Here is a 16,768-nt window from a genome sequence, read left to right as displayed (position 1 = left end):
CTACTTGGTCAGGTCCAGGGCGATGTCGGTGAGCATGTCCTCCTGGCCGCCCACCAGGCGCCGGCGTCCCGCCTCCAGCAGGAGCGTGCGGACGTCGGCGCCGGTGCGCCGGGCGGCCGTGTCGGCGTGGCGCAGGAACGAGCCGTAGACGCCCGCGTAGCCGAGGGTGAGGCTTTCGCGGTCGACGCGCACGGGCTTGTCCATGATCGGCCGCACGAGGTCGTCGGCGGCGTCCTGGAGCCGGAACAGGTCGGCGTCGTGCTGCCACCGCTGGAGGTTCGCGACGGCGACGAACGGCTCGATCGGGCAGTTGCCCGCGCCCGCGCCGAGTCCGGCCAGCGAGGCGTCGACGCGGGTGGCGCCCTCCTCGACGGCGGCGATGGAGTTCGCTACCGCGAGTGAGAGGTTCTCATGAGCGTGAATGCCTATCTCGGTCGTTCCATCCAGTACCTCCTTGTAGGCCCGGACGCGGTCGCGGGCGTCGTTCGGCAGCAGGCGGCCGCCGGAGTCCGTGACGTAGACGCAGTGCGCGCCGTACGACTCCATGAGCTTCGCTTGCCGTGCGAGCTCCTTCGGTTCGGCGAGGTGACTCATCATCAGGAACCCCGACACGTCCATGCCGAGTTCGCGCGCGCCGGCGATGTGCTGTGCCGAGATGTCGGCCTCGGTGCAGTGCGTGGCGATGCGAACCGACTTCACACCAAGGCCGTGCGCGCGCTTCAGGTCGTGCAGCGTGCCGATGCCGGGCAGCAGCAGCGTCGTGAGCTTGGCCCGCGTCAACGCCGCCGCGGCGGCCTCGATCCACTCCCAGTCGGTGTGGCTGCCCGGTCCGTAGACGAGCGAGCCGCCGCTGAGGCCGTCGCCGTGCGAGACCTCGACGGCGTCGACACCGGCGTCGTCCAACGCTTTCGCGATCTCGGCGACCTTACTTCGGGTCGATGCGGTGCCGCAGGGCGTGCATGCCGTCCCGGAGCGTCACGTCCTGGAGGTAGAGCTTCATGCGCGCACCGTCGCTTTCTCGGGCGCGGTCGCCATCGTCTCGGCGACCTGGAGCGCCGCGCTGGTCATGATGTCGAGGTTGCCCGCGTAGGCAGGCAGGTGGTCGGCCGCGCCCTCGACCTCCAGGAGCACGGTGACCTGGTGCGTCACCGGTTCCCCGGTCAGCGTGTGCGGCTGGTCGACCGGGTCGATCTGCACCGGCTGCTTGAGGCGGTAGCCGGGGACGTAGGCGGCGACCTGGGTGATCATGTGCTCGACGGACTCGCGGATCCGGTGCCGCGTCTGCGGATCCGGTGCGTGGACGAGCGCGAACACCGTGTCCCGCATGGTGATCGGCGGGTCGGCCGGGTTGAGCACGATCACGGCCTTGCCCCGCTTGGCGCCGCCCACGTCCGCGATGGCCTGCGCGGTCGTCTCGGTGAACTCGTCGATGTTCGCCCGCGTGCCGGGTCCGGCGCTGCGCGACGAGATCGACGCGACGATCTCCGCGTACGGCACGGGCGTGACCGTGTTGATGGCGGCGACGATCGGGATCGTGGCCTGGCCGCCGCAGGTGACCATGTTGACGTTCGGCGCGCCGAGGTGCTCGTCGAGGTTGACCGTCGGCACCACCATCGGCCCGATCGCGGCGGGAGTGAGGTCGATGACCTTTTTGCCGTGCGCGGCGAGGACCTCCGCGTGCTGCGCGTGGGCGCCTGCGGACGTCGCGTCGAAGACGATCTCGACGTCCTCGAAGCCGGGCATCGCGACGAGACCGTCGATGCCGTCGGAGATGGTGGCGACGCCGAGCCCGCGGGCCTTGGCGAGGCCGTCTGAGCCGGGGTCTATGCCGACCAGCGCCGCCACCTCCAGCACGCTGGACCGCCTGAGCACCTTGATGACGAGGTCGGTCCCGATGTTGCCCGACCCGATGACCGCGACCTTCATCAGGCGTCCCTCCCGAAGCTCGCCCGGACCGTGCCGAGACCGGTGATGGTCGCCTCGACCTCGTCGCCCGCCCGGACGGGCACCACGGGACCGAGCGCGCCGCTGAGCACGACCTCGCCCGCCCGCAGCGGGGTGCCGAGCGCGGCCGACGTCGTGGCGAGCCAGGCGAGGGCGGACAGCGGGTCGCCCATGCAGTCGGCGCCGGTGCCGGTCGAGCGCTCCTCGCCGTTCACGCTGAGCACCATGCGGACGTCCTTCGTCGCGACGTCCCGGAGGTCCTTCCGCTCGCCGCCGAGCACGTACAGCCCCGCCGAGGCGTTGTCGGCGACCGTGTCGGCGAAGGTGATGTCCCAGCCCTCGACGCGGCTGTCCACGACCTCCAGCGACGCCAGCACCGCCCCGACCGCCCTCGCGACGGACTCCTCGTCGAACGGGCCCTCGACGAGGTCCTCGCTCAGCACGAACGCCACCTCGGCCTCGACCCGCGGCTGCAACAGCCGCCCGGTCGGCAGCACGTCGCCGTCCTCGAACGCCATGTCGTCGAGCAGCACGCCGTAGTCGGGCTGGTCGACCCCGAGCTGCCTGCGCACGGCGGGCGAGGTGAGACCGATCTTGCGTCCGACCCGGCCGGCGCCGTCCGCGACGCGCGCGGCGATGTTGAGCTGCTGCACCTCGTAGGCCTCGGCGTCGCCGACGAGGTCCCGGACGGGCGCACACGTGACCTTGTCGCGGCTCGCCTGCGCGAGTCGCTCCGCTGCGGTTCGGACTTCGTTCATGCCGCACATCGTGGAGCCGGTCCCCGGCCCGTGGACACCGCAGAGTTCCGGTCAGCGGAACTCGGTGGCACGATCGGACGATGACCGAGGTCCCGAACACCCTGCTCGGCAAGGTGATGACGGTGCTGAACGCCTTCGGAGCCGACGACGACGAACTCGGCTTCGCCGAACTGGGCCGCCGCACCGGCCTGTCCAAGGCGACCCTGCACCGCCTGCTCGGGGACCTCGCCGAGGTCCGCCTGCTCGACCGCGGCACCCGCGGCTACCGCCTGGGCGGCCACCTGTTCCAGCTCGGCATCCGCGCCTCGGTCGAACGCCGCCTGGTCGAGGTCTCCACCCCGTACCTCGAAGACCTCTACGAACGCACCCACGAGACCGTCCACCTGGGCATCTCGGAGGGCCACGACGTGCTCTACGTCGCCAAGATCGGCGGGCACCGCCAGACCCCGACGCCGTCCCGCCTCGGCGGCCGGATGCCGCTGCACGCGTCGGCGATCGGCAAGGCCCTGCTCGCCCACTCACCCGCGGCGCTGCGCACCGCAGTCCTCTCGGCCCCGCTGGAACGCCGGACACCACGCACGATCGCGACGCCGGGCATGCTGCGGCGGCAGCTCGCCACCATCCGCGAGACGGGCGTGGCCTACGAGTTCGAGGAGTCGCGGATCGGCCTGTGCTGCGTGGCGTCGCCGGTGCTCGGGCACGACGGCGAGGTGGTGGCGGCGGTGAGCGTCGCCGGGCCGACGACCCGGTTCGACCCGCGCGCCCACGCCGCGTCGGTGCACGCGGCGGCGACGGGCATCGCGCTCACCCTGATCCGCCGCGCGAGCCTGACCTCCGCCCACTGATATCCGATATATCAGTGGCCGTCTCCTGGGTTCAGAAGGCCTTCACGTCGAGGTACGCGCCGAACGTCCCGAGCCAGTGGTCGGCCATGTACCCGTGCCCGCCGAACACGTAGCCCCACCCGGCGTCGCGGTGCGCCGACGACGCCGTCCGGGCCAGGTCCACGTACCGGTGCCCCTCCGGCAGGGCGTCCGCGATCGCCTCCCAGTTCCAGGCGCGCGACAACGCGAGGCCCGCGAGGTGCGAGCCGTACGGGTCGCCGGGGTCGTCGACCGGGAACGGCTCGCGCAGCACCCGCCAGCGCTCCGCGGTCAGGTCCGGCAGGTAGGCGTCGAGCCAGCCGGCGAACGCGTCGGCGGGCAGGGCGCGGCGCATCAGGTCGGCCGTCGTCAGCGCGGGGGAGAGGAAGTCGGCGGCGTCCGGTTCGAAACCGCCGTACCCGGCCTCGTCGCCGTGCCAGCGCAGCGCGGCCGCGACGCACGCGCCGGCCAGTTCGGTGTCGCCGACCGCCTGAGCGGAGTCGAACACCAGGCCCGTCGCGAACGCCGTGTTGCTGTGCGTGCCGGTGCGGATCGGCAGGCGCGCGGCCGAGATCCACTCCAGCCAGCGGTCGCGCAGCACGTCCGCGATCGGCGCGACCGACCACGGCAGGCCCGAGGTGCGCAGTTCGGCGTCGAGCAGCAGCAACCAGGCCCAGCCGTACGGGCGTTCCCAGTGTCGTCCGGCCGGCGAGGCGAAGAAGTCGGCCTCGACGGCGCAGTTGTCGGCGGTGACGAGCTTGTCGAGGGCGTTGCGTGCCGTGTCCGCTCCCGAGAGAGAGGGACGCAGCCGCAGCAGTCGCACGGCCAGCCACGTCTGGTGCACGCACGAGTGCCAGTCGAACGACCCGGCGAACACGGGGTGCAGCACCCGTTGCGGCACGAGGCGGTGATCGCCGTCGATCACGTGCGTCCAGTGCACCGGGTGGTCTCGTTGGATGTTGTCGATCGCGATGCCCAGCAACCGGGTCGCGGTGCCGTCATCCAATCGGGTGGCGTCCATGGCCCACATCATGCAGCGAGACGTCTCGATAGGGCAGAGGCGGGTCGTTGACAGGTAACAGACTTCACCCGGCTGCCCGGTGGGCCACGTCGCGTGGAAACCACGTGCTGGACAGCTGACGGGCCCGGGAGGGTCTCTCAGTGTGGGACAACTAGGATGAGCAGCGTGAACTGGACCGTGGACGTGCCCATCGACACGCTTCCCGAGCTTCCGCCGCTGCCCCCCGAGATGCGCAAGCGCCTGGACGACGCCCTGTCGCGCCCGGCCGCCCAGCAGCCCGAGTGGCCCGACGCCGAACAGGTGCGTCGCGTGCGGACCGTGCTCGAGAGCGTGCCGCCGATCACCGTGCCCGCCGAGATCGACCGGCTGCACACGCAACTGGCGCAGGTCGCGAACGGTGAGGCATTTCTACTGCAGGGCGGTGACTGCGCGGAGACGTTCGCTGACAACACCGAGCCGCACATCCGCGCGAACATCCGGACCCTGCTGCAGATGGCCGTGGTGCTGACCTACGGCGCGAGCCTTCCCGTGGTGAAGGTCGGCCGCATCGCCGGCCAGTACGCCAAGCCGCGTTCGTCCGGTATCGACGCCCTCGGCCTGCCGTCCTACCGCGGCGACATCATCAACTCCCTGGTCGCGACCCCCGAGGCGCGCATCGCCGACCCCGGTCGCATGATCCGCGCCTACGCGAACGCCGGCGCGGCCATGAACCTCCTCCGTGCGCTGACCGGCGCGGGTCTCGCCGACCTGCACCGCGTGCACGACTGGAACCGCGACTTCGTGCGCACCTCGCCCGCGGGCGAGCGCTACGAGGCGCTGGCCGGTGAGATCGACCGCGGCCTCAAGTTCATGTCCGCCTGCGGCGTGAACGACCAGTCGCTGCACGGCACCGAGATCTTCGCCTCGCACGAGGCGCTGCTCCTCGACTACGAGCGCGCGCTGCTGCGCCTCGACACGACGGGCGACGAGCCGCGGCTCTACGACCTGTCGTCGCACTTCGTGTGGATCGGCGAGCGCACCCGTCAGCTCGACGGCGCGCACATCGCGTTCGCGGAGATGCTGTCCAACCCGATCGGCCTCAAGATCGGCCCGACGACGTCGCCGGAACTCGCCGTCGAGTACGTCGAGCGCCTCGACCCGCACAACCGCCCCGGTCGCCTGACGCTCATCTCGCGCATGGGCAACCAGAAGGTGCGCGACGTGCTGCCCGCCATCATCGAGAAGGTCGAAGCCAGCGGCCACAAGGTCATCTGGCAGTGCGACCCGATGCACGGCAACACGCACGAGTCGTCGACCGGCTACAAGACCCGGCACTTCGACCGCATCGTCGACGAGGTCCAGGGCTTCTTCGAGGTGCACCGCCGCCTCGGCACGCACCCCGGTGGCATCCACATCGAGCTCACGGGTGAGGACGTCACCGAGTGCCTCGGCGGCGCCCAGGAGATCTCGGACGACGACCTCGCCGGCCGCTACGAGACGGCGTGCGACCCGCGCCTGAACACGCAGCAGTCGCTGGAGCTCGCGTTCCTCGTGGCCGAGATGCTGCGTTCCTGAGCGTTCCCGACTGACGAAAGCGAAGGGCCCCGCGTCGAGAACGCGGGGCCCTTCGCTGTGCGGCCTAAAGACCGACGATCGTGATCTCGGTTCCGCGCCGCACCCGCTGACCCGGCTGGATCGACTGGTTCACCACGGTCGCGTTGTTGCTCTTGTTGAACTCGACCTTCACCTTCAGGCCGGCCCGTTCGAGCTCCTCCTTGGCCTCCCGCACCTTCTTGCGGGCGACGTCGGGCACCTCGACCTCGCGGTTGTTCTCGAAGAACACCGTGACGCGCTTGCTCTGCGTCGGGTCGAGCACGGTGCCCGCGGGCGGGTCCGTGCGGGCCACGCGCGACCCACCGTTCTCGGCGGCGTCCTCGCCACCCGCCTCGACGACCTCGATGCCCGCGCGCTGCAGCTCGGCGAACGCCTCGTCCTTCGTCTTGCCGACGACGTTCGGCACCGGCAGGCGCGGCGGCGGGCCCTTGCTCAGGATCAGGGTCACCGGCGAGTCGATGTCGAGGGTCGTGCCCGGCCGCGGGTCGACGCCCACGACCTTGCCGATCGGCACGGTGTCGTGGAACGCGTCCTTCGCCGCGTCCTTGGCGGCCTTCAGACCCGCCGCCTGGATCTCCTTGGTCGCCGCGTCCACCTCGGCACCGGTCTGGACGAACGGCACCACGGGCTTGCCGCGCGAGACGACGATCTTCACCGCGTCGTTCTTGCGCAGCTCCGCGCCGGCGGCGGGGTCCGAGCTGATGACGGTGCCGTTGGGCACGTCGTTGGACGCCACCTTCTCGACCAGGCCCGTCAAGTCGGCCTTCTGCAGCAGCAACATCGCGTTCTGCTCGGACTGACCGTTCAGCGCCGGCATCTCCGTGTACCGGTTCGCGTTCACGTAGTAGGCGAACGAACCGATGGCGACCAGCAGCACCGCGGCCACCGAGCCCCAGATGATGTAGAGCTTCTTGCGCCGTTGGCGCTGCTCCTCGGCCAGTTCGGCCTTCGTCTTCTTCTTCGGCGGGGTGCGCCTGCGCGGCGGGTCCTGCCGCTGCATCGTGCGCGTCGCCGAGATACCGGGTGGGGGCGTGGGAGGACCGGTGTTGATGGTCGTCATGGCCGCCGCGCCGGTGTTCGGCGGGCCGATCGGGGGCTTCGACACCGGCCTGGTCAGCTCCGCCACCGACGGAGGCGTCGCGCCCACCGCGACCGGGACCGGCCGCATGACGACCGTCCGGTCGTTCTCCGGCAGCGAACCGGGCACGGGCACCGGCTGCGGCGTGAGGCCCAGCTCCGTGCCCACGCGCTCCAGCTCGGCCAGGAACGCGTCGGCGTTCGCGGGCCGAAGCACCGGGCTGCGCCGCGTCGACTTGCGCACCAGCGTGTCGAGCGCCAGCGGGATGTCGGGAACCGACGGGACGTCCGAGTTCACGTGCTGGTAGGCCACCGAGAGGGGCGTTTCGCCCCGGTACGGCGCCTGGCCCGCCAGCATCTCGTAGAGCACGATGCCGGCCGCATACACGTCACTGCGCGCGTCCGCGGCGCCCGTTTCCACCTGTTCGGGTGAAAGATAGGCAACGGTGCCGAGGATCTCGCTGTCACTCGTGACGCCGTTGACGCCGATCGAGCGCGCCAGCCCGAAGTCCGCCACCTTGACCTGGCCACCCGGTCCGATCAGCACGTTCTCCGGCTTCACGTCCCGGTGCACGAGCCCCGCGCGATGTGCCGCGCCCAACGCCGACAGCACCGGCCCGAGGATGCTCAACGCGACGGCGGGAGCGAGCTTGCCGCGCTGGTTGAGCAGGTCACGGAGGTTGCCACCGTCGATGAGTTCCATCACCAGGTACACCTGGTCACCGTCGACGCCCTGGTCGTGCACGGACACCACGGCCGGGTGGTGCAACTGGGCCGCGGCCCGCGCCTCGCGCTCGAAGCGCGCCACGAACGCGGGGTCGGCGGTCAGGTGAGGATCCATCACCTTGATGGCGACATCGCGATCGAGGCGGGTGTCACGACCTCGATAGACGGTGGACATGCCACCCCGTGCGAGCACGGAGTCCACCCGGTAGCGCTGCTCCAGCAGTCCACCCATCACGTTCGAAACCGACCTCTCCACAGTGCGAGATGGTAAAGCTCAGGATGACCCGGTTGGCGGAAGGGCGTTCCCAGTTCGGTTATGGCATTGTGACCCCCGTGAGTGCGATTCCTGCCGCTGCGGATGTACTGGCTGCCGACCTGGAGGTTCTCGACCTCCCGGAGGTCGCCGACCGAATGGGGCTTCCGGTCACCCGGGTCCACCAACTGCTGCGCGACGGGCAGCTGCTCGCCGAGCGGCGCGCCGGCGTTCTCGTCATCCCGGCGGCGTTCCTCGCCGCCGGAGGAGCCGTGGTCAAGGGTCTGCCCGGCACCATCACGGTGCTGCGCGACCAGAACTTCTCCACGGCCGAGATCCTGCGCTGGCTCTTCACGGAGGACGAGAGCCTCCCTGGCACTCCGATCGAAGCATTGCGCGGAGACCGTGGGCGCGAGGTAAAGCGCCGCGCGCAGTCCATGGGCTTCTAGGACAGCCGACACGGCGGTTCCGGGCGTCTCCGCAGACGGGAGACGCCTGGGGCCGCCGTGTGCGTATCCGGAGGCCGTTGCGGCTAAAGCAGGCCTCACCGCTGCGTCACACGGGCTCGGGACGCACGTGCGAGGGGCGCGCGGGCGAGGAGGGCGCGGCCCGCACCGGGCACCGCCACGGCCAGCCGCCGCCACCGCGGCACGGCCACGCGCCGCCACAGCACTTCGCAGCCGACGAGCCCGAGGATGTCGCGGTACAGCGTGAACGCGGTCCGCACGCACGGCCGCGACGACGGCGTCAGCATCCCGATGCCCGGCTCCGCCGACTGATATATCGCATACGAGTGCGCGACGAGGTCGTCGAGCGCGTTGCGCACCCGCTCGTCCGCGCGACGAGTTCGTCGAACCCACCGCAGCAGGTCGAGGTCGACGCCGTGCGCGGCGAGGACGTCCTGCGGCAGGTAGACACGACCGCGGTCGAGGTCCTCGCCGACGTCGCGCAGGAAGTTCGTCAGCTGGAACGCCACCCCGAGCCGCGCCGCGTGCGGGGCGGCCTCCTCGCGCGGCACGACGGTGCCGAGCACGGGCAGCATCTGCAGGCCGATGACCTCCGCCGAGCCGTGCACGTACACGCCGAGCGCGTCGAGGTCGGCGTACTCCGTCACGTCGAGGTCCATCCGCATGGACGTGAGGAAGTCGGTGAACAGCGACCGGTCGATGTCGTAGCGGCGCATCGTGTCGGCGAGCGCGTTCAGGACCGGGTTCGACGGTTCCCCGCTGGTGAGACCACTGTCCAGAAGACGTTCGAGGCGGTCGAGTTCGCCCGCGCGGTCCTCGACCCCGGCGGCGTCGACGATCTCGTCGGCCCAGCGCGCGAACGCGTAGAGCGCGTGCACGGCGGGCCGCTGCTCGGGCCGCAGCAGCGTCGTGGCCAGGAAGAACGTCTTGCCGTACCGCGCGTTCACCCGGCGGCACGCGGCGTAGTCCGACGCCAGGCCTGCTGTCGCGGGGCTCATTCGTAACGGGTGGACAGGCCGAACGGGTCCGGCTTCACCAGCGACCGCGCCGCGACACCCGACACCACCAGCGCGAAGAACAGGTAGCCCCACGAGTACAGGGCCGTGTCGCCGTTCGGGAACGTCACCAGCATCAGGAACAGCGACGCCACCACCACGGTGACCAGCGCGCCCGTCGTCCAGGCGAACCCGGCGGCCAGTGCCAGCGGCCAGCTGAAGTACCAGGGCAGCGTCGCCGGCGACAGCAGCGCCACGGCCAGCATCGTCAGCGCGCCCCGCCGGATCGCGTCGCGCACCTCGCCGTCCCGCGACGCCCACCACTGCGTGTAGGCGATCCACACCAGCACCACGGACCCGATGCCGCGCGCGACGCCGAGGAAGATGCCGCCGTCGACGTAGACGAACCAGTTGACGACCATGCGCACGAAGTCGCCGACCGCGCTCGGCAGCGACAGCCAGTTGATGATCATCGACGAGCTGCGCAGCGCCGGGATCCAGCCGAGGCTCACCCCGGCGATCGCCGTGCACACCGCGAACGTCCCGAGGAACGCGACGAGGCCGGGCACCAGCGCCTTGCGGAACTGGGTCTTCTTGTCGCCGTCGAGCCGCGCCGCCCAGATCCAGACGAGGAACGGCACGATCACGACCGCCGTCGCCTTGACCGAGAACGCGAGCGCGAGCAGCACGAACCCCAGCACGTGCCTCCGGTCGAGCACGAGCAGCACACCGGCCGCCATCAGCCCGATCATCAGCAGGTCGTTGTGCGCGCCGCCGATCAGGTGGATCAGCACCAGCGGGTTCGCCGCGACCAGCCACAGCGCGATCGCCGACTTGCCGCCCAGGTGCCTGCTCAGGCCCGGCAGCGCCCAGCACAGCAGCACGAGGCCGCCCGCGAGCGAGAACCGCATGGCGACGACGCCGAGGATGACGCTCGCGTCCGTGATCCACACGATCGCCTTGGCGACCAGGATGAACAACGGCCCGTACGGAGCCGGCGTGTGCTGCCACACCCAGCTGACGTTCTCGGAGAGCGTGCTCTGCAGGACCGCGGGCCCGACCGTGTACGGGTCGTACCCGCTCAGCGCGAGTTGCCCCTGGGCCAGGTAGCTGTAGATGTCCTTGCTGAACAGCGGCGGCGCGAACAGCAGCGGCAACGTCCAGACCGTCACCGCGACCAGCACCGCGAAGTCGCCGATCTCACCCCACCGCACGAGGCGGCCGAGCCGGATCCACGCCCAGATGACGAGGCCGAGCCCGAGGTACAGGACCATGCTCGCGAGGTCGCGGCCGTGGCCGTAGCGCAGCCAGCTCAGCCCCACCTGGGCGAGCAGCGGGTCGCGCTCCAGGATCGCGCCGGCACCCATGCCCCCGAGCGCGATCAGCGCCACGCCCAGCAGGCCCAGCATGGTCGTGCGGATGGGGATGGCGTAGGTGTTCGTGCGCACGACTGGATCAAGCTCCTGTGGAGACGCCTCGGAGCTCGTGCGGGGGAGGGACGGGGTTGCTGCCATCGCCCGAACATCGTTGCACAACGCGCGGAAGCATCAGCAGGCAACAGCCCACACGGTCACGAGCAGTTAACCAACTCTCAGGAAAGAGCCCTCAAGATCGACTTCAGAAGGCCCGCTTCGTCGAGCTGATCGCGAGGTCCGCGAGCTTGGTCGCGGCCGGTTCGGCGACGGGGGCGTCGTCGAGGGCGGCCAGCGCGCTCTTCGTCAGCTCCTCGATGCGCTCCTCGACGGCGTCGACGGCGCCGACGTCGACGAGCGCGCGGCGGACCTCCTCGACGGTCTCCAGGTCGAGGTCGGGCTTGCCTAGAGCGATATCCAACACATCGGCACCGAACTGCATGCCCAGGGCCACGAGCAGCGTGCGCTTGCCCTCGGCGAGGTCGTCGCCCGCGGGCTTGCCGGTGACCTCGGGGTCGCCGAACACGCCGAGCAGGTCGTCGCGCAGCTGGAACGCGACGCCGATGTCCGCGCCGAACGCCCGCAGGCCGTCGATCAGCTCCGGCGAGCCGCCCGCCATCGCCGCGCCCATGTGCAGCGGCCGTTCGACGGTGTACGCCGCCGTCTTGAGCCGGTCGATGCGCAGCGCGGCGTCGGGGGAGGAGTCGCCCGTGGCCTGCGTCAGCACGTCGAGGTACTGGCCCGCGAGCATCTCCGTGCGCATGTCCCGCCACGGCTCGCTCATCCGGCGCAGCACGTCGGCCGGCAGTCCGGCGGCGAAGAGCATGTCGTCCGCCCACGCCAGCGCGACGTCACCGATCAGCACGGCCGCGGACATGCCGAAGCGTTCCGACGACCCGAGCCAGCCCTGCTCGCGGTGCCGCGCGCCGAACGCGATGTGCACGGTCGGCTTTCCCCGGCGCACCGACGAGGCGTCCATCAGGTCGTCGTGGATCAACGCGCACGCCTGGATCAGCTCCAGCGAGCTGACCGCCGTGAGCACCTCGGCCGCGAGTTCGCCGTCGGGGTCGCCCCCGGCCGCGCGCCAGCCCCACCACGCGTAGGTCGGGCGGATGCGCTTGCCCCCGCCCAGCACGAAGTCGGAGAGCGCGTCGACGGCGCTCGCGAAGCTCGGGTCCATCGCCTCGCCGGACGCTCGCCGGGAGGCCAGGTACGTGGTCAACGCTTGTTCGACGCGTGCGGGCAGAGCCCTGTCCTTATCGGTCATGCCGATCGGGTGGTGGGACACACGTCCATGGTCCGCTGTGTCCCGGGACACGCGCATGTCGGGGCCGCGTACCACATGGTGAGCTGGTGTCTCACCCACCGGAAGACCCACTAGGGTTGGAGCCATGACGTCGGTGGTGGAACGGCTCCAGGGGGAGTCTCCCAAGTTCTCGGTGGAGTTCCTCCCGCCGCGAGACGCGGAGGACGAGAAGGTCCTCTGGAAGGCCGTCCGCGAGCTCGAGGGCCTCGACCCGGCGTTCGTGTCGATCACCTACGGCGCCGGCGGGTCCCGGCGCGACCGCACGATCCGCGCCACCGGCCGCATCGCGCAGGAGACGACGCTGCTGCCCGTCGCGCACCTCACCGCCGTCGACCACTCGGTGGCCGAACTGCGCAACGTCATCGGCTGGTACGCGGCGATCGGCGTGCGCAACGTCCTCGCGCTGCGCGGCGACCCTCCCGGCGACCCGATGGGCGAGTGGGTCGCGCACCCGGAGGGCCTGAACTACGCCGACGAACTCGTGTCGCTCGTGCGCGAGCTCGGCGACTTCTGCGTGGGCGTGGCGGCGTTCCCGTACGGGCACCCGCGCTCGGCCGACCTCGACACCGACCTGAAGTTCCTGCTGCGCAAGCTCAACGCGGGCGCGGACTACGCGGTGGCCCAGCTGTTCCACGCGCCGGAGCCGTTCCTGCGGCTGCGCGACCGGGTGGCGGACGCGGGCTGCACCGCCGCGATCCTGCCGGGCATCATGCCGATGCTGTCGCCGCGCGGGCTGTCCAAGATCGTGGAGCTGTCCGGTGCCGATCTGCCGCTCGACGTCGCGCGCCGGCTGGAGCCGTACCTCGACGACGTCGCGGGGTTCCGGGCGACCGGCATCGACATCGCGACCGAGATGTGCCAGCGGCTGCTCGACGAAGGCGTTCCGGCGCTGCACTTCTACACGATGAACAGGTCGAAGGCGACGAAGGAAGTGCTGGGGCGCCTGGGCCTGGTGGCGCGCGCCTAGATCGTCGCCCTAGATCGTGACGTTGCGTTTGTGCGCGATGAGGGCGAGCACGACGACGATCAGCGCGGCACCGCCGGTGAGCCCGGCGACCAGCAGCGCCCAGCCGAAGAACGACTGGGAGTTCTCGCCCGCGTACTGCACGGTCGCCTGGAGCATCGAGGCCTGACCGGGCTTCGGAGACCACGCGATCGTGTTGTTCTCCTCCTCTCGGCCGTTGGTGTTCACGATCTTGCCGGGGAAGCTGACCTTGACCTGGATGTCCGCGCGTTCCACCGGGACCTGCGTCAGGTCGACCGACCCCGACAGCGTGACAAGATCACCCGACCGGCGGAAGTTGAGGCTGTAGCGGCTGTTGGACGAGCTGGTGGCCGTCGACAGCGTGCGCATCTCGTCGAACGACAGCCCGTTGAAGAACAGCTGCGTACCGGCGTAGGACTCCACCCGGTACGGCTTGGTGGTCACCCGGCTCGCGAGCTCCGGCGGCACCTTGAGCTGCGGGCCGGGATCGTTGTCCTGTGTCGGAGGGGTGGCCGCGACGATCTCGCCGGAGATGCGGTCGTCGTCCGACACGGCCATGGCGGCGTACACGCGCACGCAGCCACTCAGCGAAAACAGGGTGAGCAGCAAGAAGACCGGCAGCAGCAGTGCCCGGGAACGACGCACGGCGGACATCCTGCCAGGGTGGTCCAAACGACGCAGGTCCCCTCCGAAGGTCGTGAGCTTGACTAACTACCTTTTGGTGCCGAGGGGCGCGAGGTAGCGTCTCGAAACATGGCATCCGTGCACGACATCAGCAACAAATTCGTCCGCGACTTCGTGGCGCTCGACCCCATCACGGCCACGAGCCTGGGCTTCGCGGGCTCCGACGACCAGCTGACGGACCTCTCCCCGGACGGGCACGCCGCGCGCGACGACCTCGCCGCCCGCGCCCTCGCCGACGTCACCGCCGCCCAGCCCGCGGATGCCTCCGAGGAGGCGGCCCGCGCCGTCTTCCTCGAACGGATCGGCCTGGAGCACGAGCTGTACGAGGCCGGGGAGACCGAGTCCTCGCTGAACGTCATCGCGAGCCCGATCCAGTCCGTGCGCGACATCTTCGACCAGATGCCCACCGACACCCCGGAGCAGTGGGCCACGATCGGCCGCCGCCTCGCCGCCGTGCCCGCCGCACTGGACGGTCTGCGCGCCTCTCTCTCGCACGCCGCTTCCCGTGGGAACGTCTCCGCGCTGCGTCAGGTCACGCAGGTCGCCAAGCAGTGCGACACGTTCGCCTCCACCTTCTTCATCCCGTTCGCCGCGTCCGCGAACGTCGACGGCGCCGTCCGCACCTCTCTCGACGCGGGCGCACAGGCCGCAGCCGCCGCCTACTCCGACTTCGCGGCGTTCCTGCGCACGACGCTGGCCCCGCAGGCGCCGGCCAAGGACGCCGTCGGCGAGGAGCGCTACCGCCTCGGCTCGCGCTACTTCACCGGCTCGCGCCTCGACCTCGCCGAGGCCTACGCGTGGGGCTGGGAGGAGTTCCTCGGCATCGAGGCCGAGATGAAGGAGATCGCGGCGCGGCTCAAGCCGGGCGCCTCCCTCAAGGAGACCGCCGAGTACCTCGACGAGCACCCCCGCTACCAGGTGCACGGCCAGGACGGCCTGCGCAACTGGATGCAGGAGCTGTCCGACAAGGCCCTGCTCGACCTGCGCGACGTGCACTTCGACCTGCCCGACGCGCTGATGAACCTCGAGTGCAAGATCGCCCCGCCCGGCGGTGCCGTGGGCGCCTACTACACGCCGCCGACCGCGGACTTCTCCCGTCCCGGCCGCATGTGGTGGTCGATCGCCGAGGGCAAGTCGGTGTTCCCGACCTGGCGCGAGACCTCGACGGTCTACCACGAGGGCGTGCCGGGCCATCACCTCCAGTGCGCCACGGCGGTGTACCAGTCCGAGACCCTGAACGACTTCCAGCGCCTCATGTGCTGGGTGTCGGGCCACGGCGAGGGCTGGGCCCTCTACGCCGAACGCCTCATGCGCGAGCTCGGCTACCTCGGTGACGACGGCGACCTGCTCGGCATGCTCGACGCGCACCTGTTCCGCGCGGCCCGCGTCATCATCGACATCGGCATGCACCTGGAGCTCGAGATCCCGGCCGGCACCGGCTTCCACCCCGGCGAGCGCTGGACGCCCGAGCTCGGCCTGGAGTTCATGCTGACCCGCACCCTCTCCGAGGCGGCGCACGTCCACGACGAGATCGACCGCTACCTCGGCTGGCCGGGCCAGGCGCCGTCGTACAAGATCGGCGAACGCCTGTGGCTCGCCGCCCGCGAGGACGCGCGGACCCGCAAGGGCGCCGACTTCGACCTCAAGGTGTTCCACAAGGAAGCCCTGGAGATGGGCGCGATGGGCCTCGACACCCTGCGCGAACGCCTCGCCGCTCTCTGACCGACCGGGTGGTCCGCACCCGATATCCGATGTATCGGGTGCGGAGCGCGCCGCTTCTCGCGCTGGGGTGAGGAAGCCTGATGGACCTGCCTGAACTGTGCTTCCACCTGCGGCACCGGCGCCGGATGTACCTGCCGGACGACCGCTACGCGAGCGCCGTCGCGTTCGTCGTCGGCTTCGACCAGGCGCACGACGGGGTGCCGCTGGCGGGGTTCCAGGAGTACGTGGCGGCGCGGGTGGGCATGACCGGGTCGCCGCTCGTGTGGTCGTACCTGCTCGCGGGCGAGCTGGTGCCCGACGTCGTCGTCGCCGGCGACCGGGTGCCCGCCGAGCTGGACGTCCCGCTCACCGACCGGTTGGTCGAGGTGCTGGAAGCGTTCGTGGTCATCAGCGGGGGAGAACTGATATCCGATGTATCGGAGATCAGGGCGCGGCGAGCTGAGCGGGATCGGCGTAGCGGACGCGCACCCGGTTCGTGATCGGCTCGGGGTCGTCGGTCCGCACGAACTCGAGCCACGGCCCCGGTTCCGGCCGCACCGACGCGAACCCGTCACCGCTGCGGACCACCGGGTGCCCGGTCGCCGCGGCCGACGCCTGCGGGTCGGGGGAGTCGACGACGACGGCCGCGATCACGCCGGGGTACTCGGGGCGGGGTTCGAGGACGCAGAACTCGTTGCCCTGCGGATCGCGCAGCACCACCCACGGCACGCCCGCCTCCGACGCGGACTGACCGACGTCGGCGTGTTCGGCGCCGAGCTTCAGCGCCCGCGCGACGATGTCCGCCTGGTGTTCGGGCGAGGTCGAGGCCAGGTCGACGTGCACCCGGTTCTTCTCGATCTTCGGGGCGTCGCTCCACACGAACGTCAGCTCGATCTCGTCGCCGGCGAACTCGGACCAGAACGCGGCCAGCGCGGAGGGATCCGCCGACTCGAACGTGATTTCCACTCGTGCGAGGGTACTGT

At 70.7% G+C, this 16,768-nt stretch carries 16 protein-coding genes; 6 read left to right on the top strand and 10 right to left on the bottom strand.

What is annotated here, in order from left to right:
- The 3 genes from dmpG to QSK25_RS40010 all read right to left on the bottom strand — a co-directional run bounded on the left by dmpG (position 1) and on the right by QSK25_RS40010 (position 2,702).
- Positions 1–903: a 4-hydroxy-2-oxovalerate aldolase gene (gene dmpG / locus QSK25_RS40020; protein ID WP_285646353.1), complete on the bottom strand. Its 903-nt coding sequence runs from the start codon at positions 901–903 to the stop codon at positions 1–3.
- A 93-nt stretch (positions 904–996) separates the two neighbouring features.
- A complete protein-coding gene (locus QSK25_RS40015; RefSeq protein WP_285646352.1) occupies positions 997–1,926 on the bottom strand; it encodes an acetaldehyde dehydrogenase (acetylating) in 930 nt (309 codons plus the stop codon).
- Entirely contained in the window at positions 1,926–2,702 is a 777-nt protein-coding gene (locus tag QSK25_RS40010; protein ID WP_285646350.1) for a 2-keto-4-pentenoate hydratase, read from the bottom strand. Before QSK25_RS40010 ends, QSK25_RS40015 begins: the two co-directional genes overlap by 1 nt.
- A gap of 80 nt (positions 2,703–2,782) precedes the next feature.
- Here QSK25_RS40010 and QSK25_RS40005 point away from each other — a divergent pair, with 80 nt between their 5' ends.
- On the top strand, positions 2,783–3,547 hold the full coding sequence (locus QSK25_RS40005) for an IclR family transcriptional regulator (RefSeq protein ID WP_285646348.1): 765 nt from the start codon (positions 2,783–2,785) through the stop codon (positions 3,545–3,547).
- Positions 3,548–3,578: 31 nt separating this feature from the next.
- Here QSK25_RS40005 and QSK25_RS40000 read toward each other — a convergent pair whose 3' ends face one another.
- Positions 3,579–4,586 (bottom strand): DUF2891 domain-containing protein, encoded by a 1,008-nt coding sequence (locus tag QSK25_RS40000; protein WP_285646346.1) that lies wholly within the window; start codon positions 4,584–4,586, stop codon positions 3,579–3,581.
- Between the two features lie 165 nt (positions 4,587–4,751).
- Between QSK25_RS40000 and QSK25_RS39995 the strand changes: the two genes are divergently transcribed.
- On the top strand, positions 4,752–6,140 hold the full coding sequence (locus QSK25_RS39995; protein ID WP_285646345.1) for a class II 3-deoxy-7-phosphoheptulonate synthase: 1,389 nt from the start codon (positions 4,752–4,754) through the stop codon (positions 6,138–6,140).
- A gap of 64 nt (positions 6,141–6,204) precedes the next feature.
- On the opposite strand, the gene pknB is transcribed toward QSK25_RS39995, so the two are convergent.
- The gene (gene pknB, locus QSK25_RS39990) at positions 6,205–8,238 is read right to left on the bottom strand and encodes a Stk1 family PASTA domain-containing Ser/Thr kinase (RefSeq protein ID WP_285646344.1); all 2,034 of its coding nucleotides are present in this window, start codon (positions 8,236–8,238) and stop codon (positions 6,205–6,207) included.
- A 77-nt stretch (positions 8,239–8,315) separates the two neighbouring features.
- Here pknB and QSK25_RS39985 point away from each other — a divergent pair, with 77 nt between their 5' ends.
- Positions 8,316–8,684: an Rv2175c family DNA-binding protein gene (locus tag QSK25_RS39985; RefSeq protein WP_285646389.1), complete on the top strand. Its 369-nt coding sequence runs from the start codon at positions 8,316–8,318 to the stop codon at positions 8,682–8,684.
- 95 nt (positions 8,685–8,779) lie between these two features.
- Here the strand turns inward: QSK25_RS39985 and QSK25_RS39980 are convergent, their stop codons facing one another.
- From QSK25_RS39980 to QSK25_RS39970, 3 genes are all read right to left on the bottom strand, one after another.
- Complete coding sequence (locus QSK25_RS39980) at positions 8,780–9,700, bottom strand: phytoene/squalene synthase family protein (protein ID WP_285646342.1); 921 nt, start codon at positions 9,698–9,700, stop codon at positions 8,780–8,782.
- Complete coding sequence (mptB, locus tag QSK25_RS39975; RefSeq protein ID WP_285646341.1) at positions 9,697–11,145, bottom strand: polyprenol phosphomannose-dependent alpha 1,6 mannosyltransferase MptB; 1,449 nt, start codon at positions 11,143–11,145, stop codon at positions 9,697–9,699. The genes QSK25_RS39980 and mptB overlap by 4 nt, the downstream gene beginning before the upstream one ends.
- A gap of 169 nt (positions 11,146–11,314) precedes the next feature.
- Positions 11,315–12,376 (bottom strand): polyprenyl synthetase family protein, encoded by a 1,062-nt coding sequence (locus tag QSK25_RS39970; protein WP_285646340.1) that lies wholly within the window; start codon positions 12,374–12,376, stop codon positions 11,315–11,317.
- A 124-nt stretch (positions 12,377–12,500) separates the two neighbouring features.
- Here QSK25_RS39970 and metF point away from each other — a divergent pair, with 124 nt between their 5' ends.
- Positions 12,501–13,382 carry a methylenetetrahydrofolate reductase [NAD(P)H] gene (gene metF / locus QSK25_RS39965; RefSeq protein ID WP_285646338.1) on the top strand — a complete coding sequence of 294 codons (882 nt, stop codon included), beginning with the start codon at positions 12,501–12,503 and terminating at the stop codon, positions 13,380–13,382.
- Positions 13,383–13,391: 9 nt separating this feature from the next.
- On the opposite strand, the gene QSK25_RS39960 is transcribed toward metF, so the two are convergent.
- Positions 13,392–14,054, bottom strand: a complete 663-nt coding sequence (locus QSK25_RS39960) for a DUF3153 domain-containing protein (RefSeq protein ID WP_285646337.1) — start codon at positions 14,052–14,054, stop codon at positions 13,392–13,394.
- A gap of 99 nt (positions 14,055–14,153) precedes the next feature.
- On the opposite strand from QSK25_RS39960, the gene QSK25_RS39955 reads away from it, so the two are divergent.
- Positions 14,154–15,806, top strand: coding sequence for a DUF885 domain-containing protein (locus QSK25_RS39955; RefSeq protein WP_285646335.1), 1,653 nt, complete (start codon positions 14,154–14,156; stop codon positions 15,804–15,806).
- Positions 15,807–15,886: 80 nt separating this feature from the next.
- Positions 15,887–16,285, top strand: coding sequence for a hypothetical protein (locus QSK25_RS39950; protein ID WP_285646334.1), 399 nt, complete (start codon positions 15,887–15,889; stop codon positions 16,283–16,285).
- Here QSK25_RS39950 and QSK25_RS39945 read toward each other — a convergent pair.
- The gene (locus QSK25_RS39945; RefSeq protein WP_285646332.1) at positions 16,230–16,751 is read right to left on the bottom strand and encodes a VOC family protein; all 522 of its coding nucleotides are present in this window, start codon (positions 16,749–16,751) and stop codon (positions 16,230–16,232) included. The genes QSK25_RS39950 and QSK25_RS39945 overlap by 56 nt on opposite strands.
- Between the last annotated feature and the right edge of the window lie 17 nt (positions 16,752–16,768).

The organism is Lentzea sp. NBRC 102530, assembly GCF_030269365.1.
Taxonomy (GTDB): Bacteria; Actinomycetota; Actinomycetes; order Mycobacteriales; family Pseudonocardiaceae; genus Lentzea.
The sequence above is the reverse complement of the archived record's forward strand: the minus strand, read 5'-3'. Positions and strand labels throughout refer to the sequence as shown.

What these genes read in the sequence shown, in the direction of transcription:
- QSK25_RS40015 (WP_285646352.1), bottom strand. Translation starts at nt 1,926, where the DNA reads ATGAAGGTCGCGGTCATCGGGTCGGGCAACATCGGGACCGACCTCGTC.
- QSK25_RS40010 (WP_285646350.1), bottom strand. Translation starts at nt 2,702, where the DNA reads ATGAACGAAGTCCGAACCGCAGCGGAGCGACTCGCGCAGGCGAGCCGC.
- QSK25_RS40005 (WP_285646348.1), top strand. Translation starts at nt 2,783, where the DNA reads ATGACCGAGGTCCCGAACACCCTGCTCGGCAAGGTGATGACGGTGCTG.
- QSK25_RS40000 (WP_285646346.1), bottom strand. Translation starts at nt 4,586, where the DNA reads ATGGACGCCACCCGATTGGATGACGGCACCGCGACCCGGTTGCTGGGC.
- QSK25_RS39980 (WP_285646342.1), bottom strand. Translation starts at nt 9,700, where the DNA reads ATGAGCCCCGCGACAGCAGGCCTGGCGTCGGACTACGCCGCGTGCCGC.
- QSK25_RS39970 (WP_285646340.1), bottom strand. Translation starts at nt 12,376, where the DNA reads ATGACCGATAAGGACAGGGCTCTGCCCGCACGCGTCGAACAAGCGTTG.
- metF (WP_285646338.1), top strand. Translation starts at nt 12,501, where the DNA reads ATGACGTCGGTGGTGGAACGGCTCCAGGGGGAGTCTCCCAAGTTCTCG.
- QSK25_RS39960 (WP_285646337.1), bottom strand. Translation starts at nt 14,054, where the DNA reads ATGTCCGCCGTGCGTCGTTCCCGGGCACTGCTGCTGCCGGTCTTCTTG.
- QSK25_RS39955 (WP_285646335.1), top strand. Translation starts at nt 14,154, where the DNA reads ATGGCATCCGTGCACGACATCAGCAACAAATTCGTCCGCGACTTCGTG.
- QSK25_RS39950 (WP_285646334.1), top strand. Translation starts at nt 15,887, where the DNA reads ATGGACCTGCCTGAACTGTGCTTCCACCTGCGGCACCGGCGCCGGATG.